The sequence below is a fragment of the Sorangium sp. So ce176 genome, assembly GCF_051519835.1.
In the GTDB taxonomy this organism is placed as follows: domain Bacteria; phylum Myxococcota_A; class Polyangia; order Polyangiales; family Polyangiaceae; genus Sorangium; species Sorangium cellulosum_G.
In genome coordinates this window covers 10,642,503-10,665,261 of sequence record NZ_CP150371.1, presented here as the reverse complement: position 1 = coordinate 10,665,261, position 22,759 = coordinate 10,642,503, and the positions used below count along the sequence as shown (strand labels likewise).

Sequence of the window (22,759 nt, the reverse complement as noted above, 5' to 3'; positions counted from 1 at the left end):
TCACATGCCGCGCACGCGTGTCATGCTGGCCGAAGGTTCAGTGATGCGAAGACGGACATTCGCTCGCTCTGGCGCAGCTTTGTCCACACGGGGGTTCGCTGGAGTGATGCCTCGCGGCGAGACGAACTCGTAGCAGGGTGCGGCACAGGCGGTCCATGTCAGTACCGGTACCGCGCTCGGGAGGAGCCGCCCTCGAGCGCGAGCGCCTGGACGAGCCGTTGATGCGCCACCCGCTGCTGCGCGAGCAGCGACTCGAGGCGCTGCTCCACCGGCGCGGGGGCGCCGAGGCCTGGTCTCGGAGCCTGCCAGCGCGCCGCCTCGCGGCAGCGCCAGGAGGGCCTGCGGCGCTCGAGGCGGCGAGTCCCGGCGGCATGCTTCGTGGTTCACCGGGCTCATGCGAGATCCCACGGCGCAGCAGGGGCACGGGCACGCTGAGCAGCACGTCTCGACGGTACGGGTCGCCCTTATCGCGTCCGTCGCCGCGCTGGGCGGCTTCCTGTTCGGCTTCGACACCGCCGTGATCAACGGTGCCGTTGGCGCGCTGGAGAGCATGTTCGCCGCGCACGCGGCCACGGTGGGCCTGTCGGTGTCCTCGGCGCTGCTCGGCGCGGCCGTCGGCGCTGTGTTCGCAGGCAGGCTGGCGGACCGCCACGGCCGGACGCGCACGATGCTCGCGACGTCCCTGCTCTTCGTCGTCAGCGCGGCGGGCTCCGGGGCGGCGGTCTCGCCCTGGGACTTCAGCGCGTGGAGGGTGCTCGGCGGCGTCGCCATCGGCGCGGCGAGCGTCGTCGCTCCTGCGTACATCGCGGAGATCGCGCCGGCTCACCTGCGCGGCCGCCTCGGATCGCTCCAGCAGCTCGCGATCGTCGTCGGCATCTTCGTCGCCCTGCTCGGCGATTATGCGATCGCGACGTCCGCGGGCTCGGCCGCGAGCCCGTTCTGGCTCGGGGCCAGCGCCTGGCGATGGATGTTCTGGAGCGCCATCCCGCCGGCGCTCCTCTACGGGATCGGCGCGCTGCTCATCCCCGAGTCCCCGCGCTATCTTGCGGCGAGGGGGCGCGTGACCGAGGCGCTCGTCGTGCTCCGCGGCTTCCTCGGCGCGGCCGCCGATTCGAAGCTCGTCGAGATCCAGAAGACGCTCTCGTCCGAGCGACGGCCGAGGCTCGCGGACCTGCGGGGGCGCTCCGGGCTGCTCCGCATCGTCTGGATCGGCATCGGCATCTCGGCATTTCAGCAGCTCGTGGGCATCAACGTCATCTTCTACTACTCGAGCGTCCTCTGGCAGGCGGTCGGGTTCTCCGAGCGAAGCTCCCTCGCCATCACCGTCATCACCGGCGTCACGAACATCGCGACCACCTTCGTCGCCATCGCGACAGTCGACCGCCTCGGGCGCAGGCCGCTGCTCATCGCGGGTTCCATCGGGATGGCGCTGACGCTCGGCACCATGGCGGCCGTGTTCGGCGCCGCGGGCGAGGACGCCGCGGGCAACCCCGTCCTGAGGGGCGCTGCCGGCCCCGTCGCGCTGCTCGCGGCCAACCTCTATGTCTTCTGCTTCGGGGCGTCGTGGGGCCCGGTGACCTGGGTGCTGCTCGGCGAGATGTTCGAGAACCGCATCCGCGCCCTCGCCCTCTCGATCGCGGCCGCCGCGCAATGGCTGGCGAACTTCCTCGTGAGCGCGACATTCCCCTCGCTCAAGGTGGCCGGCCTGGGCATCGCCTATGGGCTTTACGCCGCCGCGGCGGCGGCCTCGCTTGTGTTCGTCATCGCCTTCGTCCCCGAGACGAAGGGCAAGGAGCTTGAAGAGATGTGATGTGTCAGCGTGCTGCGGGGATCTCCGCGTCCAGCCGGTCGAAGCAGCGGAACGGGGCGGATGAGCGTCGCTCGTCTCTTCCTTGCTCGGTCACCGTATCTCCTCTCGGGCCTCCGGTGCTCGGGCGACATCCGGACCCGGCGCCGGCCATCCCGCGCTGGGTCACGGGATCCCGAGCAGCCCGCTCCCCTGGTAGACCACGAGCGCCGCGACGTACGCCGCCGCGTAGCTGTAGGCGAGGACGAACGCCGGCCAGCGCCACGTCTTCGTCTCGCGGCGGATCGCCGCCACGGTGCTCATGCACTGACAGGCCAGGACGAAGAACGCGAGCAGCGCGAGCCCCGTGCGCGTCGAGTACGCGTGCGTCCCGTCCGGGCGCCTCGCCTCGCGGATCCGCTCGGCGAGCGGCGCGGGCTCGTCGTCGGCGCCCTCGATGCCGAAGATGACGCCCATCGTCCCGACCATGACCTCGCGCGCGCCGAACGAGCCGATGAGGCCGACGTTGATGCGCCAGTCGAAGCCGAGCGGCGCGGTCACCGGCTCGAGCGCGCGCCCCACGCCGCCGGCGATGCTCGACGCGAGCGGCGTCGCCGCGGTCTCGGCCGCGGCGGCCGGCGGCTCCGGCGCGGCGGCGCCCGGCATGGGGACCTTCAGGAGCACCCACAGCACGGCCGAGACGGCCAGGATCACGGTCCCGACCTCGCGCGTGAACCGCCACGCCGCCCGGGCCGCCTGGCGGGCGACGAGGCGCGGCTCGGGGCTCCGGTACGCCGGCATCTCGAGCACCATGGGGAGCGAGCGCCCGCGGGTCGCCGTGCGGCGGAGCACGAGCGAGGCGGCGAGCCCGGAGAAGATGCCGGCGACGTAGAGCGCGACGAAGAGCAGCGCCTGCACCCACGCGCCGTGGGCGGCGAAGAAGGTCGTCAGCAGGAGCCCGTAGGTCGGGATCCGCGCGGAGCAGGCCATGAGCGGCAGCACGAGGATCGCCGTGAGCCGCTCGCGCGGATCGCGGAGGATGCGCGTCGCGTGCACGGCGGGCACCGCGCACGCGTGCCCCATGAGCAGCGGGAGGAACGCGCGGCCGCTCAGCCCCATGAGCTGGAGCAGGCGGTCGACGAGGAAGGCGCCGCGCGCGAGGTAGCCGCTCGCTTCGAGCAGCTCCATGGCGACCGTGAGGACCACGATCTGGGGCATGAAGGCGAGCACCGTGCCCGCGCCGCCGAGCAGGCCGTCGACGACGAACGAGGCGGCGAGCCCCTCGCCGAGGGCGCGGGACACGACGCCGCCGAGCTGGCCGATCGCCGCGTCGAGCGCCTCGGTGGCCGGGGTGGCGACGAGGAAGACGGCGGCGAAGAGCAGCGCCATGAGCCCGAGGAACAGGACCGGGCCGACCGCCGGGTGGAGCAGCACGGCGTCCGCGCGCGCGGTGAAGGTCCTCCGCCGCTCCGCGGCGGCGTCGCGCAGCGGCGCCTCGACGTGCGCGGCGCGCGCGACCGCATCCGGATCCCACGCGGCGGCGCCGGGGGCCTGCGCGGCGCCTGCGGCGATGGCGTCGAGCCGCGCGGTGATCGCGTCGAGCACCACGCCGCGCGCGGCCGGGTCCCTCGCGCTCACGAGCACCACCGGGAGGCCGATGGCGCGCTCGAGGGCGCCGAGGTCGAGCCCGCGCCCCTCGCCCTCGAGCACGTCGCGCTGGGTGGCGACGACGAGCGGCGCGAGCCCGCGCCGCACGAGCTCGCGCGTGAGCCGCAGGCCGAGCGCGAGCTGCGTCGCGTCCAGCACCTGGACGACGAGGCGCGGCCGCCCGCCCTCGCCCGTGCGGTCGAGGAAGCGGCGCGCGACGCCCTCGTCCGTCGCGGGGTCGACGACGGCCTCGATCGAGTAGAGCCCTGGGAGGTCCGCGATCGTCACCGCCTTCCCGCCGGCGAGGCGGACGTCGGCGGTGAGGATGTCGACCGTGATGCCGGGGAAGTTGCCGACGTGCGCGCTGCCGCCGGTCAGCCGGTTGAACAGCGACGACTTGCCCGAGTTCGGCCGACCGAGGAGCGCGACGAGCGGCCGCTCGATCGCCGCCTGTACGCGGGCCGCGCGCGCGTCCGTGCGCGCCTCGCCGAACGCCTCGGTCACGGGCTCCGCCCCGGCTGGGGCAGGGGCGCGACCAGGATCGAGCGGGCGAGCGCCGCGTTGATCGCGAGCTCGCCCCCGGAGCCGGTGCGCACATGGAGGGGGCCGCCGAACACCGCGCGCCGGATCAGCGTGAGCGTCTGGCCGGGGCCGAGCCCCATCGCGCCGAGCCACCCGGCGAGATCGGCGTCGAGGCCGATCTCGACCACGATGGCCCGCTCACCGGCGCGCACCTCCGCGAGCGGGCCCGCGGCGGGAGCGTCGCGCGCCCCGCGGGGCCCCGCGGACACGCCGGTCGGGCTCAGGGTGGTGGAGGAGCTCGGGTCGGTCGGAAGAGGGGAGGAGGCGCCGGGAATCATGGTCCTTGGTTAATGTTGAAAATGTAAATCATTTTCATCACTCGCGCCAGATCCTATCACCTGCCGCACCGTCAGGACGGCGACGCGGCCCGCCTCGCGCTCTTCCGCGAGCCAGCCGAGGAGCGTGGAGAGGTCCTCGGTGGAGATGCTGTAGTCGTCGCACGCGTCACAGAGATGGTGGAAGGTGAGCTGTATCCAGCCGCCAGCCAGCTGCGCGCGGCGGACGAGAGATTGGATTCTGGGGAGGCTGTGAGCGCGGCGGAGGGAGCCGGGTGTGCGGGTGGCCATGGGGTCGCGTGGAGGGATGGTCTCCGCCCATGTGCAGAAGATGCATGGAGGGTAGCCGATCCCGCCAACCTCTCTGGCGCTTTCGTAACCGCAGGCGCGCACCTGCTCGGCGCTGGCGCTGTCGTAATCGCCATTGGGGTACGCGAAGTCGCTCACGTCGAAGCCCAGCGCGAGGAGAGCGCGGCGATCCTCGCAGATCTGATGGCGCTGTTCTCTGGCAGGGAGCCCGGGCAGCCGCGCGTGATCGATGGTGTGGCCGCCGATCTCATGGCCGTCGGACGCGAGCGCGCGGAGCTGCGCGACCGTCAGGTAGCCGGGCCGGTCGAGTCGACCGCTGTTCACGAAGAACGTGGCATGCATCCGGTGCTCGGCGAGGATGGATCGCGCGGAGAGCTGATTTGCCAGCGTGTCGTCGAACTCGAGGGACACGACAGCGACGCCCGCGGGAACCCCTGTCAGGAGGACCGAGGCGACGAGGATGGCGGCGAGGCACGCGCCGATGCACACCAGCACCGCCTGCTCTTCGCGCGTCGGGAGGCCCCGCGCGCGGCCCTTCTCTGTGCGTAGGATCTCCACAGCAGACATGGCCGTATCATCTGCCGTGCCTGCGCCTCGGGCGTCTTTCCAGGGAGCCCCGGCGTTCGTCGTCGTCTTCGTCCCCGAGACGAAGGGCAAGGAGCTCGAGGAGATGTGATCGCGGGAGGCTCTCGCTCCTCAGGGACGCTCCAGGACCATCCGCACGCCGAGCGCCACGAGGACCACGCCGGAGAGCGCCTCGAGCGTCCGGCGCACGCGACCGCCGGCCATGGCGGCCTGGAGCCGGCCGAGGAGCAGGACGAGCGCCAGGTACCAGGCGGTGTCCACGGCGACCCACACCAGCGAGAGGAGGAGCAGCGCCGACATCATCGGCGCGCCGGTCGGCACGAACTGCGGCAGGAAGGAGGCAGCGAACACGGCCGCCTTGGGGTTCGCCAGGATGGTGAGCAGGCCGATGCGGAAGGCGCTCCAGCCGCCGGCAGCGGGCTCCCGGGCTCCCGGCCCCGCGTCGCCGCTGCTGGCCCGAGGCCGCCCCAGGATGGACTGAACGCCGAGCGCGACGAGGACGGCCGCGCCGGCGAGGCGGAGCGCGTGGTACGCGACCTCGGAGGCCTCGACGAGCGCGGAGGCCCCGAGCGCCGCGACGAGGGCCCAGAAGAGGAGCCCCACCTCGTTCGCGGCGATGGTGGCGAGCGCGGCGCGGCGCCCGCCGCGCAGGGCCTGCCGCACGATGACGGCGGTGCTCGGCCCCGGGATCATGGCCAGCACCAGCGCGGCGCCGCAGAAGGCAAGCAGGGTCGAGGTCACGACGACCCTTGTGTAGCCGCTGGACGCTCCGCCGGCCAGGCCCGGTCGCGTGTCCTCGGGGCCGGAGCGTCGAGCGGGCGAGTCCGCCCTCCAGGCTCCCTTTCGCCGGAGCGCCCCGTCCAGCGGCGTGCGCCGCCCGCACCGGCGGAGCGCGCGCTCTAGAAAACGCAATTGTATTGCAATTAATTTTGGGTTGCCATAGCGTGATTCACGCGCTCGCGCTGCGGGCGCGGATCAAGAGAGGCCTCTTTGTGACTCCAAAGCTCCCTGTGACCGTGCTGTCCGGCTTCCTGGGCGCCGGCAAGACCACGCTGCTCAACCACGTGCTCGCGAACCGCGACGCGCTGCGCGTCGCCGTGATCGTCAACGACATGAGCGAGGTCAACGTCGACGCGGCGCTCGTCCGGGGTGGGGGCGCGGCGCTCCGCCGCGTCGAGGAGAAGCTCGTCGAGATGTCGAACGGGTGCATCTGCTGCACCCTCCGGGAAGACCTGCTGGTCGAGGTGGCCCGCCTGGCCGGGGAGGGGCGCTTCGACTACCTGCTCATCGAGTCGACGGGCATCTCGGAGCCGCTGCCCGTGGCCGAGACGTTCACCTTCGCCGACCCCGCGACGGGCAAGGGCCTCTCGGAGCTCGCCCGGCTCGACACGCTCGTCACGGTGGTCGACGCGCAGCGGTTCCTCGCCGACTGGACGAGCGCCGACGAGCTCCGGGCGCGCAGGGCCGCGCTGGACGGCGACGACGAGCGCACGGTCGCCGATCTGCTCGTCGAGCAGGTCGAGTTCGCGAACGTGCTCGTGCTCAACAAGACCGATCTCGTCAGCGAGGACGAGGTCGAGCGGCTCAGGGCGATGCTCCTGCACCTGAACCCCGGCGCCCGGGTGATCAGGGCCTGTCGCGGCCAGGTGGATCCGCGCGAGATCCTCGGCACGGGGCGCTTCGATTACGAGGAGGCGGCGCGCTCACCCGGCTGGATGAGGGAGCTGCGCGGCGAGCACGTGCCCGAGACCGAGGAGTACGGGATCGAGAGCTTCGTCTACCGCGCAGACCGCCCGATGCACCCGGAGCGGCTCTGGGCCTTCCTCCACGGCGCGACCGCGTGGGATGGCGTGCTCCGCTCCAAGGGGTTCTTCTGGCTCGCGACCCGCATGGACACCACCGGCGCCTGGTCCCAGGCGGGCGGCGCGGCCTCGTTCGAGGCGGCGGGACGCTGGTACGCGGCCCTGCCGGAGGAGCAGCGGCCGGAGGACGAGGAGGAGCGCGCCGCGCTCGACGCAGCGTGGAATCCGGTCTGGGGCGACCGGCGGCAGGAGATCGTCTTCATCGGCGTCGACATGGCCCGAGACGAGCTCACGCGCGGCCTCGACGCCTGCTTGCTCACCCAGGAGGAGATGGCCGCGGGGCCCTCCGGCTGGAGCCGGCTCGACGATCCTTTCCCGGCGTGGGAGCAGGCAGAAGAGGTGGAGAGCGAGGCCGAGGCCGCGCAGCCCCTCCGCCTGCCCTGAGGCCCGCCGCAGGACGGCGGGCCCACATCGGCGCGGGTCGCTGCGGCGAAGCGCGCGCCCGGGCTCACGCAGCCGCGTCGCGCTCCTCAGGAGAGCGCCAGTGTCACCCTCACTTGCCACCTCCCTTCGAGATCTTCCTCTCCGTGAAGAGCACGTGCTTGCGGTCGATCGGCTCGTATTTCTTCCTCTGCATCTTCTCCGTCATCGTCTGCACCGGTCGCCGCCCCGGCCCTCGCCTCGCGTCGCCCTGACGCTCGACGCCCTGGCCTGAACGTTACGCCATCACCTGCACGTCGCCGTGATGGTCGCAGTGCCCGCTGTGCGGGTGGTGCAGGTGGCCTTCGACGAGGAAGTCCACGTGGTCTCCGTGGGGGACGGGGGGGTGCCCACAGCCCTGTCCGTGCTTGTGCTTCACGTCATGGCCTGAGCACGCGTGGCTCGGGGTGCACTGCGCGGGGTTCGCGTCGTCCACCGAGAGGACGTGCTCGTCAAAATGGTCCTCATGCTGATGATGCAAGTGGCCATCATGCAGGTAGTCGACGTGGTCGCCGTGACGGATCGCCGGGTGTCCGCACGTCGTGCCGTGATCGTGCGCATGATTCTGGTGCGTCGCGTGGTCCTTCATCCTGATCTCCTTGGTTGAGCGGTAGGGAACGCACTGCTCCGGAAGAGCAGAGGCTGCTTGCATCAGCCTCCGAGGCCCCGATCCCTCGGCTGCCACCCACGAAGGCTCGGTCTTCAGTAAGTTAGCTTACCTCGAGGCGCGCGCCGGTCATTCAAATTTCTTGTGCGGCGGTTGTCGCCGCCAGAGCTCGTCTCGCGGCCAGCGCGCCGCGGCTCCCTGCTCGACCTGCCAGCGCGTTGAAGGAGGGTCGTCTTTCGCAAGGCGCGGCGCGTCGCCGGCGGGCGCGGCCGATCCGTCTCCCTCGGACGGGCATCTCGTCCTAGACTCCCCGTCAATGGTCGAGCTAGCCAGGCACGCCGACCCGGACCAGGCGCGGCAGGCACCCCCGGAGAGACCCACCCGACGGTGCCCCGTGTGCGCGGTCCGGTACCCGCTCGACTTCCTCGTCTGCCCCATCGACGCGACGGCGCTGGAGCTCCAGGGCGTCACAGCGACCGACCCGATGGTCGGCGAGCTGCTCGCGGGGAGCTTCTGCATCACCGGCGTGATCGGCGCGGGCGGCATGGGCCGCGTCTACGTCGCCGAGCACATCCGCCTGCCGAAGCGCTTCGCCGTCAAGGTGCCCCACGAGCACTTCGCCAGCCACCGGGAGGCGATGGCGCGCTTCGAGCGCGAGGCCCAGACGATCGCGCGCGTCGGCAACGAGCACGTGATCGACGTCGTGGACGTCGTGCGCCTCAAGGACGGTCGCCCCTGCATGGTGACCGAGCTGCTCAAGGGCGAGGACCTCGGCAGCCTCCTCGACCAGGTCGGCAAGCTGCCGCTCCCGACAGCGATCACCATCTCGCGCCAGGTGTGCCGGGGCCTGGCCGCGGCCCACGCGACAGGCGTCGTCCACCGCGACCTCAAGCCGTCGAACCTGTTCCTCGTGCGGCGCGAGGGGGGCAGCATGCACGTGAAGATCCTCGATTTCGGGGTCGCCAAGGTGCTCGACGGCGCCGACCTCACCCGCACGGGCTCGGTGGTCGGCACGCCGCAGTACATGGCGCCGGAGCAGGCGCGAGGCTCTGCCGAGGTCGACTCGCGCGCGGACATCTACGCGGTGGGCGCCGTGCTCTACCGCATGCTGACCGGCGATCGGCCGTTCCCCGACGAGGAGCCGACCCGGGTCATGATCCGCCTGCTCACCGAGGACCCGCGGCGCCCGCGCGACATCGACAGGACCATCCCGGAGGGGCTCGAGGCGCTCATCCAGCGCGCCATGGCCCGCGCACGCGAGGACCGGCCGCCGTCCGCCCAGGAGCTCGATCGCCTGCTCGCGGACTTCGACATGCAGGACCCGCTCAACCCTGCGCGCGCGCTCGCGCTGCCCACGGCGGTGACCGACGGCGCGCCGAACGACGAGGTGGCCACCGTCGTCATCCCCAACGCCCAGGGGCAGAGCGCGGACGACGTGACGCGCAGGGCGCGGCGCGCGCGGCCTGTCGCGGTGCTGCTGTCGATCGCGGTGAGCCTCGCGGCGGGCGCGGCCGTCTTCACCAGCGCCGCGATGGTCCTGCGGATGATCTACGGCATCACCGAGCGGCGGGCGCTCGACGAGACCGAGCTCCTCATCGCCGGGGGGGCCGCGGGGGCGCTCTCGCTCTTCGCCTTCATCGGCACGATCCGGGTGCTCGTCGGGCGCTGGCGGAGCGCGCCGGCCATGGAGCGCCTCGGAAGGGGCCTCCGGGCCACGCTTGTGTGGCTGTTCATCTCGTGCGGCGTGCTCGCGCTCTGCGCCGCCGCCTACAACGCGTTCGCGCTGCCGATCCCCGCGGCGTGGCTCGCGCCGACCACCTGGCTCGGCTGGCTCAACGTGGGCGTCGTGGGGCTGCCGACCCTGATCGCGCTCGTCGCGCTCATCGTGGCGCTGCGGCGCGTGACGCGCGTGTCCTAGCCGGCCCCCTCCACGGGGGCCCACGGCGGGGGCGCGGGAGACGGGGCGAAATCTGGCCATCCCGCGAGCCCGTCAACATCGTCTCATGCATTCGACAGCTTGTAAATAGGTGGTTGAATCGGCGAGATCTCCGTGCCCGCGAAGCACCCGTGAGGAGGCGAGATCATGTCCGCACGATTCAGGCCCGAGATGTATGCCGTCGATTTCGGTACCTCCAACTCGCTGCTCTCTGCGGCAAGCGCGGAGGCGACCTGTCCGCCCATCCCGCTTGACAGCGCGGCGGCAGACCCGACCGTCCTCCGGAGCCTGCTCTTCTTCGGGCAACAGCGGTTCTCCTGCGGCGCAGCGGCGATCACCGATTTCGTCGCGAACGGGATGCAAGGGCGCTTCATCCGCTCGATCAAGAAATACCTCCCGGACCGGAGCTTCTCCGGCACCCAGATCGGGCACCGGGTCGTGACCATCGAGGACCTGATCGGCCGGTTCCTCAAGGAGATGCGCGATCAGGCGAACCGGTACTTCGAGGCGGACGTCGCGCGCGTCGTGCTGGGCAGGCCGGCGAAGTTCTCGAACGATCCGGCGGACGATCGGCTCGCCGAGGAGCGGCTCGAGAGGGCGGCGCGCATCGCCGGGTTCCGCGAGATCTTCTTTTGCCCCGAGCCGGTCGCCGCCGCGCACGATTTCCAGCTGGAGCTCGACCGCGGGGCCGTCGTCCTCGTGGCCGATTTCGGGGGCGGGACGTCGGATTACACGATCGTGCGGATGCGCCGGGAAGGGTTCGCGCCGTCCGACGTGCTCTCGCTCGGCGGCGTGTCGATCGCCGGGGACGCGCTCGACGGGAGCCTCATGCGGCACAAGATCGCGCGCCACTTCGGCGCAGAGGTCACCTACCGCGTCCCGCTCGGCTCGAACCTGCTGACAATGCCCCGGCCCATCGCCGAGAAGCTCTGCTCGCCGGCCGATATGACGGTGCTCCAGCACCGCGACGTGCTCGCCTTCCTCCGCGACGTGAAGGCGTGGTCCCTCGGGCCCGAGGACCGGCAGCGCATGGATAACCTGCTCTGCCTCGTCGAGGACTCGCTCGCCTTCCGGGTGTTCGAGGAGATCGAGCGCAGCAAGTGCGCGCTGTCCGGCGAGGCAGCGACGGAGTTCTGCTTCGACTACCCGTCAATGCACATCCGCGAGCCCATCGCGCGGGAGGACTTCGAGGCCGCAAGCGAGCGGCAGATCGACGCCATCCTCCGCGCCCTCGACCACACGGTGCAGGACGCGGGCATGTCGTTCGACGACGTCGACGTCGTGTGCTGCACCGGCGGCACCGCCAGGGTGCCGGCCCTCCGGCGCGCGATCGAGCGCCGCTTCGGCCAGGGCAAGGTGAGGCAGCTCCGGAGCTTCCACTCGGTCGTGCAGGGGCTCGCCGAGCGCGCGCGCAGCATCGCCGCCGCGTCCGCCTGATCGGGCGTCGAGCCAGCGGGGATCGCCCTCGACGATCCACGGGTACGCCTCGTGGAGCGCGCGCTCCATCCGGCCGCCGTAGGTGTGGCCCGCGCCCTCGGCGTGGAGCACGCGCGCCGTCACGCCGCCGCGCTCGAGCACCGCCTGCGTCTCGCGCGCCCTGGCCGCGCAATCGGCCCGGCCGCACGCGAGCAGCACCCGCGCCCCCCCGGCGCCGCGAAAGCGCCGGGCGGTGCCCAGCGTCCACTCGCCGAAGCCGCCATAACCACCCTCGATCAGCGCCGCCCGCGCAAAGCGCGCGGGGTGCCCGGGCAAGAGCAGCGCGCCCATGATCGCCCCCTGCGAGAACCCCGCATAGACGGGCTCGCGGAGATCCACCCGATCCCCGAAGCGCCGCGACAGCGCCGAGACGGCCGCCGCGACCTCGCGGCTCAGCGCGCGATGATCGGGGTAGTAGAAGATCCCGTCCGGCACCCGCGCGTCGATGGGCTTGCCGCGCGGGCAGAGGATGAACCCGGCGCCCCGCACCATCGCGCGCCAGACGTCGCAGTGCCACTCGGGCCGATCGCCGGCGCCGTGCGCCACCACGATCACGGGCCGCGGCCCGCCGCCGCTCGGCGGCACGACCACCGCGGGCCTGAAGCCGGGGACCTCGAGATCGACGAACGCTCCCTCCTCGGCCGGCGGCGGGGGCGCCGGCGCGGGCGCGGGGCGATCCTCCGGCGCGTCGAGGGACGCGTCGCTGCGGCCCACCGGCGCGGCGAGCGGCGCGGGCGCGCACCCGCCGGCGCCGAGCGCGAGCGCGATCGTCAGGAGGAGCGCCCCTCGCGGGCCGCAGGTCGCCGGCGCTCGTCGGCTCGTCACGCTCATCGCGACTCGGAGCCTGAACACCGCGAGCGCGAGAATCAAGAAGCGGAGCAGGTGCCCTATCCCGAAATACAGGGAGAACCTTCGCGAGCGCTCGTGGGAGCCTCATGGAGGGGAAAGGGGATGTTCCCCCCACCCGTCGTGTCGAGCGCCACGCTGGAGCCAGGCAGCGCCTAGGCCGCCACGAGCACGATGCGGCTCACCTCGGGGGGCGCGCCGATGCGCGCGGGCGGGCCGGCGGTGCCGAAGCCGCGGTTGATGTAGAGATGCGCGCCGCCGCGCTGGTAGAGCCCGGCGACGTAGCCGTGAGGGAGCACCACGTCGGCGGGCCGGACGACGAGGTTGACCTGGCCGCCGTGCGTATGCCCGCTGATCTGCAAGGCCACCTCGCCGGCCGCCTCCGGGAAGAACACGGGGTTGTGACAGAGCAGCACGCGCGGCAGGTCGCGCGGCACGTCGGCGAGCGCCCGGCCGAGGTGGGGGCCGCCGCCGGGCACCCGCCGCCGCGCCCACACGTCGTCGACGCCGAGCAGCGCGAAGGCGCCGCCGGCCCCTCCGATGACGCGCCCCCGGTTCTGCAGCACGTGCGCGCCGCCGCGCTCGAGCGCGTCGATCGTCGCGTCGATGCCGGCGAAATGGTCGTGGTTGCCCGGGATCGCCGCGACCCCCTCGCGGGCGAGCGGGCCGAGCCGCCGCGTGAGCCGCCCGAGGTGCTCGGCGTACCTCGGATCGAAATCGATGAGGTCGCCGGTCATCACGACGAGATCGCCGCGCGCCTTGCGCACGAGATCCTCGGCGGCGCGCATCTCGGGCTCACCCACGAACAGCCCGAGGTGGATGTCCGAGAGCTGCACGATCGAGAAGCCGTCCAGGCTGCGCGGCAGCCCCGGTATCGGAATGGCGATCTCCTCGATGACGTAGTCGTGCCGCCCGACCAGCGCGCCGTACACAGCGCTGCCGCCGCCGATGAGGAACGCCGAGCCCGCGGCCCCGTTCGCGAGGAACGCGCGGCGGGGGAGCGCGGGCAGCGCGCTCGGCGGCGCAGCCGGCGGGACGGCCTCGCCCCCGGCGCCGCCCCCCTCGCGCGCCGCTGCGTCCGCGGGGCGGCCGGCCAGGTCGGCGGCGCGCGGGGCCGCGGCGGCGCGCGCGAGCGCGGCGCGCCCGAGCCGCGCGATCAGCTGCCCGAGATCGACGACGGCGAGCAGGACAGCGGAGATCAGGACGGCGAGCGAGATGGTGCTGCCCACGAGCCCCATCGCGCGGAGCACGCCGTCGGGCAGCGCGCCGCGCCCGAGCCGCGACAGGGTCATGGCGATGAGCCCGGCGGCGAGCAGAAAGGAGAGCGCGCGCCGGGCGCGAGGCCCCAGGCCGAGCACCCGGGAGGCGCGCCGGTGCACGTACACGCCCATGAGGCCGACGACGAGGAGGACGATCAGCGCGATGAGGAGAAAACGCATGGCGGGCTCTGCGGACGGCGGGGGGACCGAAGCGTAACCGATCCGGCACGCCCGGCCAGAAGCCGCCACGGAGTGGGGGCTGGCAAACCACCCGAAACGATTCTGGTGGTTTGCCATGACACCGAGCGTCGGGCAGCGCTGTCCAGTCCTGATGATCACGCGCTGCGTTGAGCGCTCAGGAACAGTCCGCCCGATGCGCGTCGGCGCGTTCTCCACAAGCGGAGCACCCCTGCGGCGCCGTGGTTGAACGCGCCCATGACGCGCGCGTGACGCGAGATGTGGACGGACGTGTTTTATTCGCCGTGAAAAAATAACCGCACGGCAGATGATGAAGCCACGGTGAGATCGCGCAGTCGTCGTTTGTTCTTGCTCCAGCGAAACCGTTGGTCTAGATTCGGCGCGCTAATCTTGACGTGCTGAGTTTGCCTGGTTCCTTTGGCGAAGTAGATGAAAGGCTTAGTATGCTGAGAAGGAATTCGCATCGGGGGTTGAGCAACTGGTTTGCGGTCCTCTTCGCCGCATCCATCGCGGCCTGCTCGGGTGCAGGCGAGAACGGCGGGGACGAGGGAGCGGGCGGCGCGAGCGGCCCGACGGGCGGCGGCACCGGCGCGGGCACCCCGACGGGCGGCGGCACCGGCGCGGGCACCCCGACGGGCGGCACCGGCACGGTCGATCCGACGGGCGGCGGCACCGGCGCGGGCACCCCGACGGGCGGCGGCACCGGCGCGGGCACCCCGACGGGCAGCACCGGCGCGGGCACGGGCTCCTGCCCCACTGCCGTCGACATCTCGACGACGGGCAACCCGCTCGACGGGGGGACGCTGTTCGTGGACCCGGAGTACATCGCGAAGGTCCAGTCGTCGATCGACATGACGACGGACGCGGCCCTCGTCGCGAAGATGAAGAAGGTCCAGGAGATCCCCACCGCGTTCTGGCTCGACAACATCGCCGCGGTCAGCCGCCTCGCGGGGCACCTCGACAAGGCGATCGAGCTCCAGAACCAGCTCTGCAAGCCGGTCATTCCGGTCATCGTCGTGTACGACCTGCCGAACCGCGACTGCTTCGCCGAGGCGTCGAACGGCGAGCTCCGGCTCGAGAACGGCGGAGCCGCGCGGTACAAGACCGAGTTCATCGACAAGATCGCGGAGATCTTCGCCGCCCGGCCGAACCTGCGCATCGTCACGGTCATCGAGCCCGACTCGCTCCCCAACCTCGCGACGAACATGGGCCAGAAGGACTGCTCCGAGGAGACGGCGGCTGGCTACAAGGAAGGCGTCGCGTACGCGCTCAAGAAGCTCAGCATGTCGCACGTCCATCACTACATCGACGCCGCGCACTCGGGCTGGCTCGGCTGGCCGGACAACCAGGAGAAGGGCGCCGCGATCTTCAAGGAGGTCCTCGACCTCGCCGGCAATCCGTCCAACGTCCGCGGCTTCGCGACCAACGTCGCCAACTACACCCAGCTCAAGTACGCCGATGGCGCGGAGAGCTACGATCAGCAGTTCAACCCCTGCTTCGGCGAGTACGACTACGTCAACCAGTTCGGTCAGGCGCTGTCGGCCGTGGGCCTCGGCGACAAGCACTTCATCATCGACACGAGCCGCAACGGCCGCGGCAACATCCGGGCGGACTGGGGCTACTGGTGCAACAACATCGGCGCCGGCATGGGCGAGCGGCCCAGGGCGAACCCGGGCGGCGCGACGCGCCTCGACGCTTTCTACTGGGTCAAGCCGCCGGGTGACTCCGACGGCACCGCGGACAAGAGCGCGGCGCGCTACGACCTGTTCTGCGGCTACGAGGACGCGGATCAGCGCGCGCCGGAGGCGGGTTACTGGTTCCACGACTACTTCGTGGAGTGCGTGAAGAACGCCAACCCGCCGCTCTGATCGGCGTCGGCGGCTGTCCCAGGCCGTGACGAGCGCGCTCTGTCGAGCGCGCGCCGGCGGCCGGGGCAGGCGAGGAGCGTAGAAAAAGGGGTCTACCCGCCCGCGGGCCGCGCGGCCGGCTGGAGGGTAGACCCCTTGGGAAAACGCTCCTCGCCTGCCCCGGTCGCCGCGCTGTTTTTGTCGACCTCACCAGCGCGGAAGGCCCGCCGCCGGCGGGCGGACGCCGGGCCGCCGCGGCGCGGCGAGCCGTGGCATGGTGGTGCCCGGTGCACGACTCCATCACGCTCGATCAGCTCCGCACGTTCATCGCGGTCGCCGACGAGGGGAGCTTCTCGGCGGCGGCCAGGAAGCTCCGCCGCGTCCAGTCGGCCGTGAGCCACGCGATGGCCAACCTGGAGGGCCAGCTCGGGGTCGTGCTCTGGGACCGCTCGACGAGGATCCCGGCGCTCACGGAGCAGGGCCGCGTCCTGCTCGACGCCGCGCGGCGGGTGTGCGCCGACGCGGACGCGCTCAGCAGCGCGGCGCAGCGGCTCGCCGGCGGCCTCGACCCGCTCGTCTCGCTGTGCGTCGACGCTGTGTTTCCGCTGTCCGCGCTTGTCGATCTCTGCGTCGAGTTCGCGCGCGTCTACCCGACCGTGGAGCTCGTCGTCCACACCGAGAGCATGGCCGCCGTCGCCGACAGGGTCCTCGACGGGACGTGCCAGCTCGGCGTCGTCGGGCCGGCCGCGCCGGCCCAGGGGCTCGAGCGCCGGCACCTCACGTCGGTGCGCATGGTGCCTGTCGCCGCCAGGTCGCACCCGCTCGCCGCCGCCCAGCAGAGCGCCGCGCGCCTCGCGACCGAGCAGCTCCGCGAGCACGTGCAGATCGTGCTGAGCGAGCGCGGCGCGGCGCGCTCGCCGGAGCAGGCCGTCCTGTCCCCCCGCACCTGGCGCGTCGTGGACCTCCAGACCAAGCGAGAGCTCCTGTGCGCCGGGCTCGGCTGGGGCAACCTGCCAGAGCACATGATCCGCGACGACCTCGGCGCGGGGCGCCTGGTGCGCCTGCGGCCGGACGCGTGGGGCGATGACGAGCACCTCCTGGCGCTCGCCCTGGTCCACCGGCCGGGGCTCGTGATGGGCCCCGCGGGGCAATGGGTGCTGAAGCGCCTCGTCGAGCTCTGCTGCCAGCACGTGGGGCGCCCGGAAGCGCCGCGGTGACAGGGCGATCGAGCGCGCGCTCGCCGCCCGCCGACGCCGGCCGATCTCGTCAGAGCGAGAGCCGCGAGAAGAGCTCGTTGACGCGGATCGCGGCCGCGACGCTCCCCGTGTCATGCGCGTAGTCCATCGCCGCGAACAGGTGAGTCTGCTCGAGGTCGAGCCGCTCCGGCGAGCGCTCGAGGAGCGCGACGTAATGCTCGAAGAAGCGGCGTTGATCGAGCTGCGTGCGCTTCAGCACCGCGTGGCGCACCGTCGCGTGCAGCGCGAAGCGGCCCGCGAACGGCTCCTGCACCAGCCGGAACCGGCGCAGCGAGGCGAGCGCGTCGCCGGCGCTCCGCCCCGCCCGCGCGAGCTGGGCGAGCGACGCCTCGTCGATGTGGTCGCCGTTCGAGTGGGCCAGCACCGCGAGCATCCGGCGCGCCGCCGGCGCGAGCCCGCGGAAGACCCACGCGACGAGCAGGCCGACCTCGGGGAGGTCGTCCTCGTGATCGATGACCTGCACGCGGTCGACGCCGCCCGCCACGAGCCAGCCGCGGAGCTCGTCGGCGTCGGCCGCGCCGCTCGTGACGATCGCGTCGGCGAGCTCCAGGGAGACGGGGTTCCAGCGGAGCAGGCGCGTCAGCGAGGCGACCGCGGGGAAGGGGCTCTGCCCCGAGGTCACGAGCGGCGCGATGACCGGGAAGATCGAGACGCCGGCGACGAGGCAGCGGCGCGCCGTGATGACCCAGGTCACCGCCTCGTCGCGCAGGTCGTCGAGCAGCTCGGCGACGGCGCGGTCGTGCTCGTGGTTGTCGAGCACGATGAGCATCTCCCCGAGCGCCCGCAGGCGGCGCCGCAGCGCCGGCAGCGAGGGCGACGGCCCCGCCCCGAACCGGAGCGACAGCATGCCGACCAGCGTGCGCGCGTCCCAGGCGCCGACCCGGAACCAGTGGATCCCGCCGGGGAGCTCGCGCGCGAGCCTGTGCCCGAGCGCGCACGCGAGCGTCGACTTGCCGCTGCCGCCCGTGCCGACGAGCGCGATGCGCGTCGGGCGCGACGCGCGCAGGGCGGCCGTGAGCGTCGCGAGCTCGCGGCGCCGGCCGCGCAGCGAGGGGGGCGGGGGAGGGAACACGTACGGCGAGGCGGTCATCCCCGCGCGAGCCTAGCAAAAGGCGCGGGGGGGGCGGCGCCTCTTCGCCTCCTCCGCCGCCTCGTCGGGCTCACATGGGCCGGGGCGGCGCGCGCAGGAGCAGCTCGATCGCGCGGGAGATCGGCTCCGGCGACATCGAGGTGAGGCGGAGCCGGCGGAGCTCCTGCCCCTGCCGGCTCAGGAACACCGCCGGCACGCCGCGGATGTCGAGGCGCCCGGCCTCGGCCTGCGCCTCCGCGAGCAGCCGCGCGACCTCGGCGCTGTCGCGCTGGGCCATCGCCTGCGCGGCGTCCACGCCCGGCAGCTCGGAGGCGACGCGCAGCAGGAGATCGTCCGTGATCGCCGGGCGCTCGCGCGCCTGGATCCGGAAGAAGTGATCGACGAAGTCCCAGAGCCGGTCCTGCATCCCGACGGCCGCGGCCATGCGCGCGGCCTGCACGGAGCCCGGGCCGAGGAACGTGAGGTTCCGGAACACGAGCTTCACCTGCCCGGTCCTCACGTGGCGCTCGAGGATCGCGGGCAGCACCTCGAGCGCATAATCCCGGCAATGCGAGCAGCGGAGATCGGAGAACTCGACCAGCGTGATGGGCGCGCGCGGATCCCCGAGGACGATGCCGTCCTGGGGAATGCCGGAATAGAGGCCGACAGCCGCGCTTGCGCCGCCGGTGGCCTCCGGTTCGGGCTCCTCGCCGGCGCCCTGGCAGGCCGAGATCCCGAGCAGGAGCGCGGCGAGCAGGGCGCCGCGCCGCGGCGCGGAGCCAGGGTGTGAGTTGCGCGGATGGGCGAGTGCGTATCGTTCGATCAGCTCAGGCTTCATCCCGGGACACACGGCACGATCCATACCCCCTCACGGGCGCGCCGGAGCCCCGCTCACGAGCATTCCGGTAAACGGCGCTGCGCGAGGATCTCCGGGTGAGCAAGGACTCCTGTCCAGCGCGCCGGCGGCGTCGCGGGGCGAGATCCCCGGGGGGTCGAGCGCGCCGAGATCCGAGGTGCCCTGTTCTTCTCCCGGCGTCGCTGCGCGGCGGAGCCCGCGCTGCCCGGCGCCCGCCCGCCGCTCGTGGCGTCCCTCGACCGGGCCCCCGCCGCGGCCGCGCGCTGCCCGGCGACGGGGCGCTTGCCTGCACCCCGTTCCTTCCGCAATGCTCGCGCGGCCCCGCGTGTCCTCGGAATCCCCTCAGCTCAGCGCCGCCTTGCGCCGCGACCGTGAACGGGCCTGCGCCCTGGCTCCGCCCGACGGCGCGCGGGAGGTCGACGCGCCGCCCGGCAGCGCGCGGGAGGTCGGCGCGCCGCCCGGCAGCGTGCGGGAGGTCGGCGCGCCGCGCGGTGAGGCCGGGCCGCCCCCCGGCGGCGTGGCCAGGCAGCTCCGCGAGCAGGCGCAGGGCGCCCTCGGCGAGCTCCTCCGCGGCCTCCAGGCCGCCGATCTGCAGGGCCCGGACATCGCGCGCGGCGGCGCCGCTGCAGGGCGGCGGCACCTCCACGCCGGGCTCGTGGCCGCGCTGATGCGGATCATCTTCCTCCTCTACGCGGAGTCGCGCGGGCTGCTGGCCGGCGCGCCCGGCGACGGCGCGCCTGTCGCGCGGCTCTTCGACGAGCTCGAGGAGCACCGGCGGTGCGGCGGCGACCTCGATCGCCGCCACGGCGCGTGGGCGCGCGTCGCGGCGCTCTTCCGCGCCCTCGCCGACCGCGGTCCCCGGGGCGCGCGGGGCGGCCTCTGCGACCCGGACGCGTTCCCCTTCCTGGAGAGCGCGCCCTGGCTCAGCGACGGCGTGCTCCGCCGCGTGCTCTCGGCGCTGCTCGTCCACGACGGCGCGAGGGTCCGCCACGGCGATCTCGAGGTCGAGCACATCGGCACGCTCTACGAAGGCCTGATCGCGCTCGATCTCGAGGTCGCCGAGGGCGAGTCGATGGCGCTGCTGCCGTCCCACGTTGTCGTCGACCTGGAGGCGCTCCTCGCCCTCCCCGGCGGCGAGCGGCCCGCGCGGCTCGAGGAGGCGGCGGGCCAGAAGCTCGGCGCGCGCCACGCCGCCGCCGTCGCCGCGGCCGGCACCGTGGCCGATCTGGCGCAGGCGCTCGCGCGTCGCGCCTCCCCGCGGCACCCGGGCCGGATCGCGCGCGGCACGCTCTACCTTCAGCCGGGCCAGATAAGGCGCCGCGCAGGCTCGTATTATACACCGCGTGACATCACATGTCACGTCGTCGAGCGGACGCTCACACCGCTGCTCCAGGCAGCGGGCCGGCCGCCGGCGCCCGACGACCTCCTCGCGCTCGCCGTCTGCGACCCCGCGATGGGCTCGGGCGCGTTCCTGGTGGAGGCGTGCCGCCAGCTCGCCGCGCACCTGGCCGCGGCCTGGCAGCGCGCCGGCGAGGCGCCGTACCTCGCGCCAGGGGAGCCGCCGCTCCGCCGCGCCATGGCGCTCGTGGCGGAGCGCTGCCTTCATGGCGTCGACCTCGACCCGCTCGCGGTCGACCTCGCCAGGCTCTCGCTCTGGCTCGTGGTGGCGCAGGCGGACCTGCCGCTGAGCTTCCTCGACGGCAAGCTCCGCTGCGGCGACAGCCTCATCGGCGCCTCGCGCGCGGAGATCGGCGCCTTCCCGGCCGACGCGTGGTCGCGCGGCGGCGCCGCGGACGCCGCCGTCGAGCGGCGAGCGCGGCAGGCGTTGACGCGGCGGGCTCCCGCGCGCGGCCGGGCGCAGGGTGCGCGGGCGCCGACCGGCGCGCCCGGCGATCCGGCGGAGCGCGCCGCGGTCGCGGATCCGGCGGAGCGCGCCGCGGCCGCGGCGCCGGCGGAGCGCGCCGCGGTCGCGGATCCGGCGGCGCTCGACGCCTGGATGGCCCTGTGGTTCTGGCCGCTGGAGGGCGATCTCGCGGCCGCGGCGCCGACCCCGGACACGTTCGACCGCCACATGGCCGCGGCGCGCGAGCCGGCCGACCCGCGCGCCGCCCTCTCGCGCCGCATCGCCGAGGAGCGCCGGTTCCTGCACTGGGAGCTCGCGTTCCCCGGCGTCTTCGATCGCCCGGAGCCGGGCTTCGACGCCGTGATCGGCAACCCGCCCTGGGTCGCGTACGTTGGCCGCGCCGCGCAGCCGATCGCGCCCGAGGTCTTCAACCTCCACCTCCGCAGGAACCCGGCCTTTCACGGCTACCGCTCGCTGCACGGCCTGTTCGTGCGCCGGGCGGCGTCGCTGCTCCGTCCGGGCGGCCGGCTCGGCCTCGTCATCCCGACGTCTGTCTCGGATCTCGACGGCTACCGCCCGACGCGGCGCGCGCACGACGCGCTCTGCGCCGTGGACCCCGACCTCCCGAGCTTCGGCAGCGACGCCTTCGAGGGCGTGTTCCAGCCGTGCATGGGCCTCCTCTCGACCCGCGTCGGCCGCGTCGGCCCCGCGTCTCCCCGGGCGGCGGCCGGCGCCCCGTGGCCCCTCGCGCGCTCGGACCTCGACGTCGTGTCCAGCCGGCTCCTCGATCGGCTGAGCGCGCTCGCCCCGCTCCCCGCCGCCCTGTTCGGGGAGCGCGGCTTCCAGACAACGGCCGAGGATGCCGAGCGCATCCGGCGCGCGGACGTGCCCGTGCCGCCGTACACCTGCCCCATCCGGGAGGGCACCGACGTGGGCGAGCTCATCGCGCGCGCGCCGCGCCACCACGTCGATCGCGCCGCCGTGAAGGGCCGCTTCCGCAAGGACGAGGACTGGAGGGCGGTGCGGCTGCTCATCCGGCAGACCGCCCGGTACCCGATCGCCGCGCTGAGCGACGGCCTCCCGTTCCGCAACTCGATCCTGGCCGGCTTCTGCGACGCCACCTGGAGCGAGTATGCGTTGCTCTGCTACCTCAACTCCTCGCCTGTCCGGTGGTGGCACTACACCCGGCACCGGGACGCGCGCGAGGGCATGCCGCAGGTGAAGATCGCGCACCTGCGCGCGATCCCCGCGCCCCCGCCGGGTCGGGCCGATCGGATCGCCGCGCTGGACGCGCTCGGGCGGGAGCTCGGCCCGGCGAACGCGGGCCTGCCCGTCGAGGCCCGGCGCCACCTGGACGCCCTGGTGGCGACCATGCTGGAGATGACCGAGGAGGAGCGGCGCTGCGTCGCGGCCTGGGCGGCGGCGACGCCGCTCCCGCGGCCGGACGGCTGAGCGCCGGCCAGCGGCCCCGGCGCAGCGCCCCGCCCTGTCGAGGGCGCCGTCCGCACCGCGTCAGAACCCGCCGTCGAAGCCGGGCGCGTCCTTCGCGCTGTCCTTCGCGCTGTCCTTCAGGTTGAACAGCGCGCTGCGGAGATCATCGAGGTCGAAAGGCTTCTCGAACACCGCCGAGGCGCCCAGGCTGCGCGCTGCCGCGTGCAGGTGGGGGTCGCCGAACGCGGTGATCAGGATGACCGGCGGTCGGCGCCTCAGCTCGGACAGGCCCTCCAGGATCTCCATCCCCGAGAAGCACGGCAGCTGGATATCGCTGACGATCGCGTCGATCGGCTCCGGCGGTTCCTGCCCACCGAGCCAGGGCGCCACCTTGTCGAGCAGCTCGAGGCCGTTGCGCGCCTCCGAGACCTCGAACCCGTCGCGCCGGAGCGCGAGGGCGAGCGTGGCGCGCATGTCGTCATCGTCCTCCGCGAGGAGGATACGCTGACCTTTGCCGAACAAGCCGCAAGGCGGGACCAAGGGCTTGTCGCCAATCCAGCTTTCCGTGAGGTTCATCGCCGCTTCTCCTTAACTACAGGCCCGCCAACACCGCGGCCTCGGACCGTCCACCGTGGTCCTCGGCGATCGAACCCGCAGGATTTGCAGCGG

At 73.2% G+C, this 22,759-nt stretch carries 17 protein-coding genes; 7 read left to right on the top strand and 10 right to left on the bottom strand.

What is annotated here, in order from left to right; all coding sequences use genetic code 11:
• Positions 1 to 394: 394 nt before the first annotated feature.
• Positions 395 to 1,810 (top strand): sugar porter family MFS transporter, encoded by a 1,416-nt coding sequence (locus tag WMF42_RS40340; protein WP_061610480.1) that lies wholly within the window; start codon positions 395 to 397, stop codon positions 1,808 to 1,810.
• A 162-nt stretch (positions 1,811 to 1,972) separates the two neighbouring features.
• On the opposite strand, the gene feoB is transcribed toward WMF42_RS40340, so the two are convergent.
• The 4 genes from feoB to WMF42_RS40320 form a co-directional block, all read right to left on the bottom strand.
• Complete coding sequence (gene feoB, locus WMF42_RS40335; RefSeq protein WP_437688366.1) at positions 1,973 to 3,937, bottom strand: ferrous iron transporter B; 1,965 nt, start codon at positions 3,935 to 3,937, stop codon at positions 1,973 to 1,975.
• On the bottom strand, positions 3,934 to 4,293 hold the full coding sequence (locus WMF42_RS40330) for a FeoA family protein (RefSeq protein WP_437688365.1): 360 nt from the start codon (positions 4,291 to 4,293) through the stop codon (positions 3,934 to 3,936). Before WMF42_RS40330 ends, feoB begins: the two co-directional genes overlap by 4 nt.
• Positions 4,294 to 4,302: 9 nt before the next feature.
• Complete coding sequence (locus WMF42_RS40325) at positions 4,303 to 5,166, bottom strand: polysaccharide deacetylase family protein (RefSeq protein WP_437688364.1); 864 nt, start codon at positions 5,164 to 5,166, stop codon at positions 4,303 to 4,305.
• A gap of 129 nt (positions 5,167 to 5,295) precedes the next feature.
• A complete protein-coding gene (locus WMF42_RS40320) occupies positions 5,296 to 5,925 on the bottom strand; it encodes a LysE family translocator (RefSeq protein WP_437688363.1) in 630 nt (209 codons plus the stop codon).
• 251 nt (positions 5,926 to 6,176) lie between these two features.
• Here WMF42_RS40320 and zigA point away from each other — a divergent pair, with 251 nt between their 5' ends.
• Entirely contained in the window at positions 6,177 to 7,430 is a 1,254-nt protein-coding gene (zigA, locus tag WMF42_RS40315) for a zinc metallochaperone GTPase ZigA (protein ID WP_437688362.1), read from the top strand.
• A 109-nt stretch (positions 7,431 to 7,539) separates the two neighbouring features.
• Here the strand turns inward: zigA and rpmG are convergent, their stop codons facing one another.
• Together rpmG and WMF42_RS40305 are read right to left on the bottom strand one after the other, a co-directional pair.
• The gene (gene rpmG / locus WMF42_RS40310) at positions 7,540 to 7,635 is read right to left on the bottom strand and encodes a 50S ribosomal protein L33 (protein ID WP_081426775.1); all 96 of its coding nucleotides are present in this window, start codon (positions 7,633 to 7,635) and stop codon (positions 7,540 to 7,542) included.
• A 69-nt stretch (positions 7,636 to 7,704) separates the two neighbouring features.
• The gene (locus WMF42_RS40305) at positions 7,705 to 8,055 is read right to left on the bottom strand and encodes a hypothetical protein (RefSeq protein WP_081426773.1); all 351 of its coding nucleotides are present in this window, start codon (positions 8,053 to 8,055) and stop codon (positions 7,705 to 7,707) included.
• Between the two features lie 412 nt (positions 8,056 to 8,467).
• On the opposite strand from WMF42_RS40305, the gene WMF42_RS40300 reads away from it, so the two are divergent.
• Positions 8,468 to 9,991: a serine/threonine-protein kinase gene (locus WMF42_RS40300; RefSeq protein WP_061610484.1), complete on the top strand. Its 1,524-nt coding sequence runs from the start codon at positions 8,468 to 8,470 to the stop codon at positions 9,989 to 9,991.
• Positions 9,992 to 10,156: 165 nt separating this feature from the next.
• On the top strand, positions 10,157 to 11,446 hold the full coding sequence (locus WMF42_RS40295) for an Hsp70 family protein (protein ID WP_437688361.1): 1,290 nt from the start codon (positions 10,157 to 10,159) through the stop codon (positions 11,444 to 11,446).
• A 1,040-nt stretch (positions 11,447 to 12,486) separates the two neighbouring features.
• Here WMF42_RS40295 and WMF42_RS40290 read toward each other — a convergent pair.
• A complete protein-coding gene (locus tag WMF42_RS40290) occupies positions 12,487 to 13,770 on the bottom strand; it encodes a metallophosphoesterase (protein ID WP_437688360.1) in 1,284 nt (427 codons plus the stop codon).
• A gap of 488 nt (positions 13,771 to 14,258) precedes the next feature.
• Between WMF42_RS40290 and WMF42_RS40285 the strand changes: the two genes are divergently transcribed.
• Both WMF42_RS40285 and WMF42_RS40280 read left to right on the top strand, forming a co-directional pair.
• Positions 14,259 to 15,656 carry a glycoside hydrolase family 6 protein gene (locus WMF42_RS40285; RefSeq protein ID WP_437688359.1) on the top strand — a complete coding sequence of 466 codons (1,398 nt, stop codon included), beginning with the start codon at positions 14,259 to 14,261 and terminating at the stop codon, positions 15,654 to 15,656.
• 266 nt (positions 15,657 to 15,922) lie between these two features.
• On the top strand, positions 15,923 to 16,852 hold the full coding sequence (locus WMF42_RS40280; protein WP_061613174.1) for a LysR family transcriptional regulator: 930 nt from the start codon (positions 15,923 to 15,925) through the stop codon (positions 16,850 to 16,852).
• A 49-nt stretch (positions 16,853 to 16,901) separates the two neighbouring features.
• On the opposite strand, the gene WMF42_RS40275 is transcribed toward WMF42_RS40280, so the two are convergent.
• Complete coding sequence (locus tag WMF42_RS40275) at positions 16,902 to 17,981, bottom strand: hypothetical protein (protein ID WP_061613175.1); 1,080 nt, start codon at positions 17,979 to 17,981, stop codon at positions 16,902 to 16,904.
• Between the two features lie 70 nt (positions 17,982 to 18,051).
• Positions 18,052 to 18,798 (bottom strand): DsbA family protein, encoded by a 747-nt coding sequence (locus tag WMF42_RS40270; protein ID WP_081427110.1) that lies wholly within the window; start codon positions 18,796 to 18,798, stop codon positions 18,052 to 18,054.
• Positions 18,799 to 19,141: 343 nt separating this feature from the next.
• Between WMF42_RS40270 and WMF42_RS40265 the strand changes: the two genes are divergently transcribed.
• Complete coding sequence (locus tag WMF42_RS40265; protein ID WP_437688358.1) at positions 19,142 to 22,111, top strand: Eco57I restriction-modification methylase domain-containing protein; 2,970 nt, start codon at positions 19,142 to 19,144, stop codon at positions 22,109 to 22,111.
• A gap of 60 nt (positions 22,112 to 22,171) precedes the next feature.
• On the opposite strand, the gene WMF42_RS40260 is transcribed toward WMF42_RS40265, so the two are convergent.
• Positions 22,172 to 22,666 (bottom strand): response regulator, encoded by a 495-nt coding sequence (locus WMF42_RS40260; protein ID WP_061606167.1) that lies wholly within the window; start codon positions 22,664 to 22,666, stop codon positions 22,172 to 22,174.
• Positions 22,667 to 22,759 lie beyond the last annotated feature (93 nt).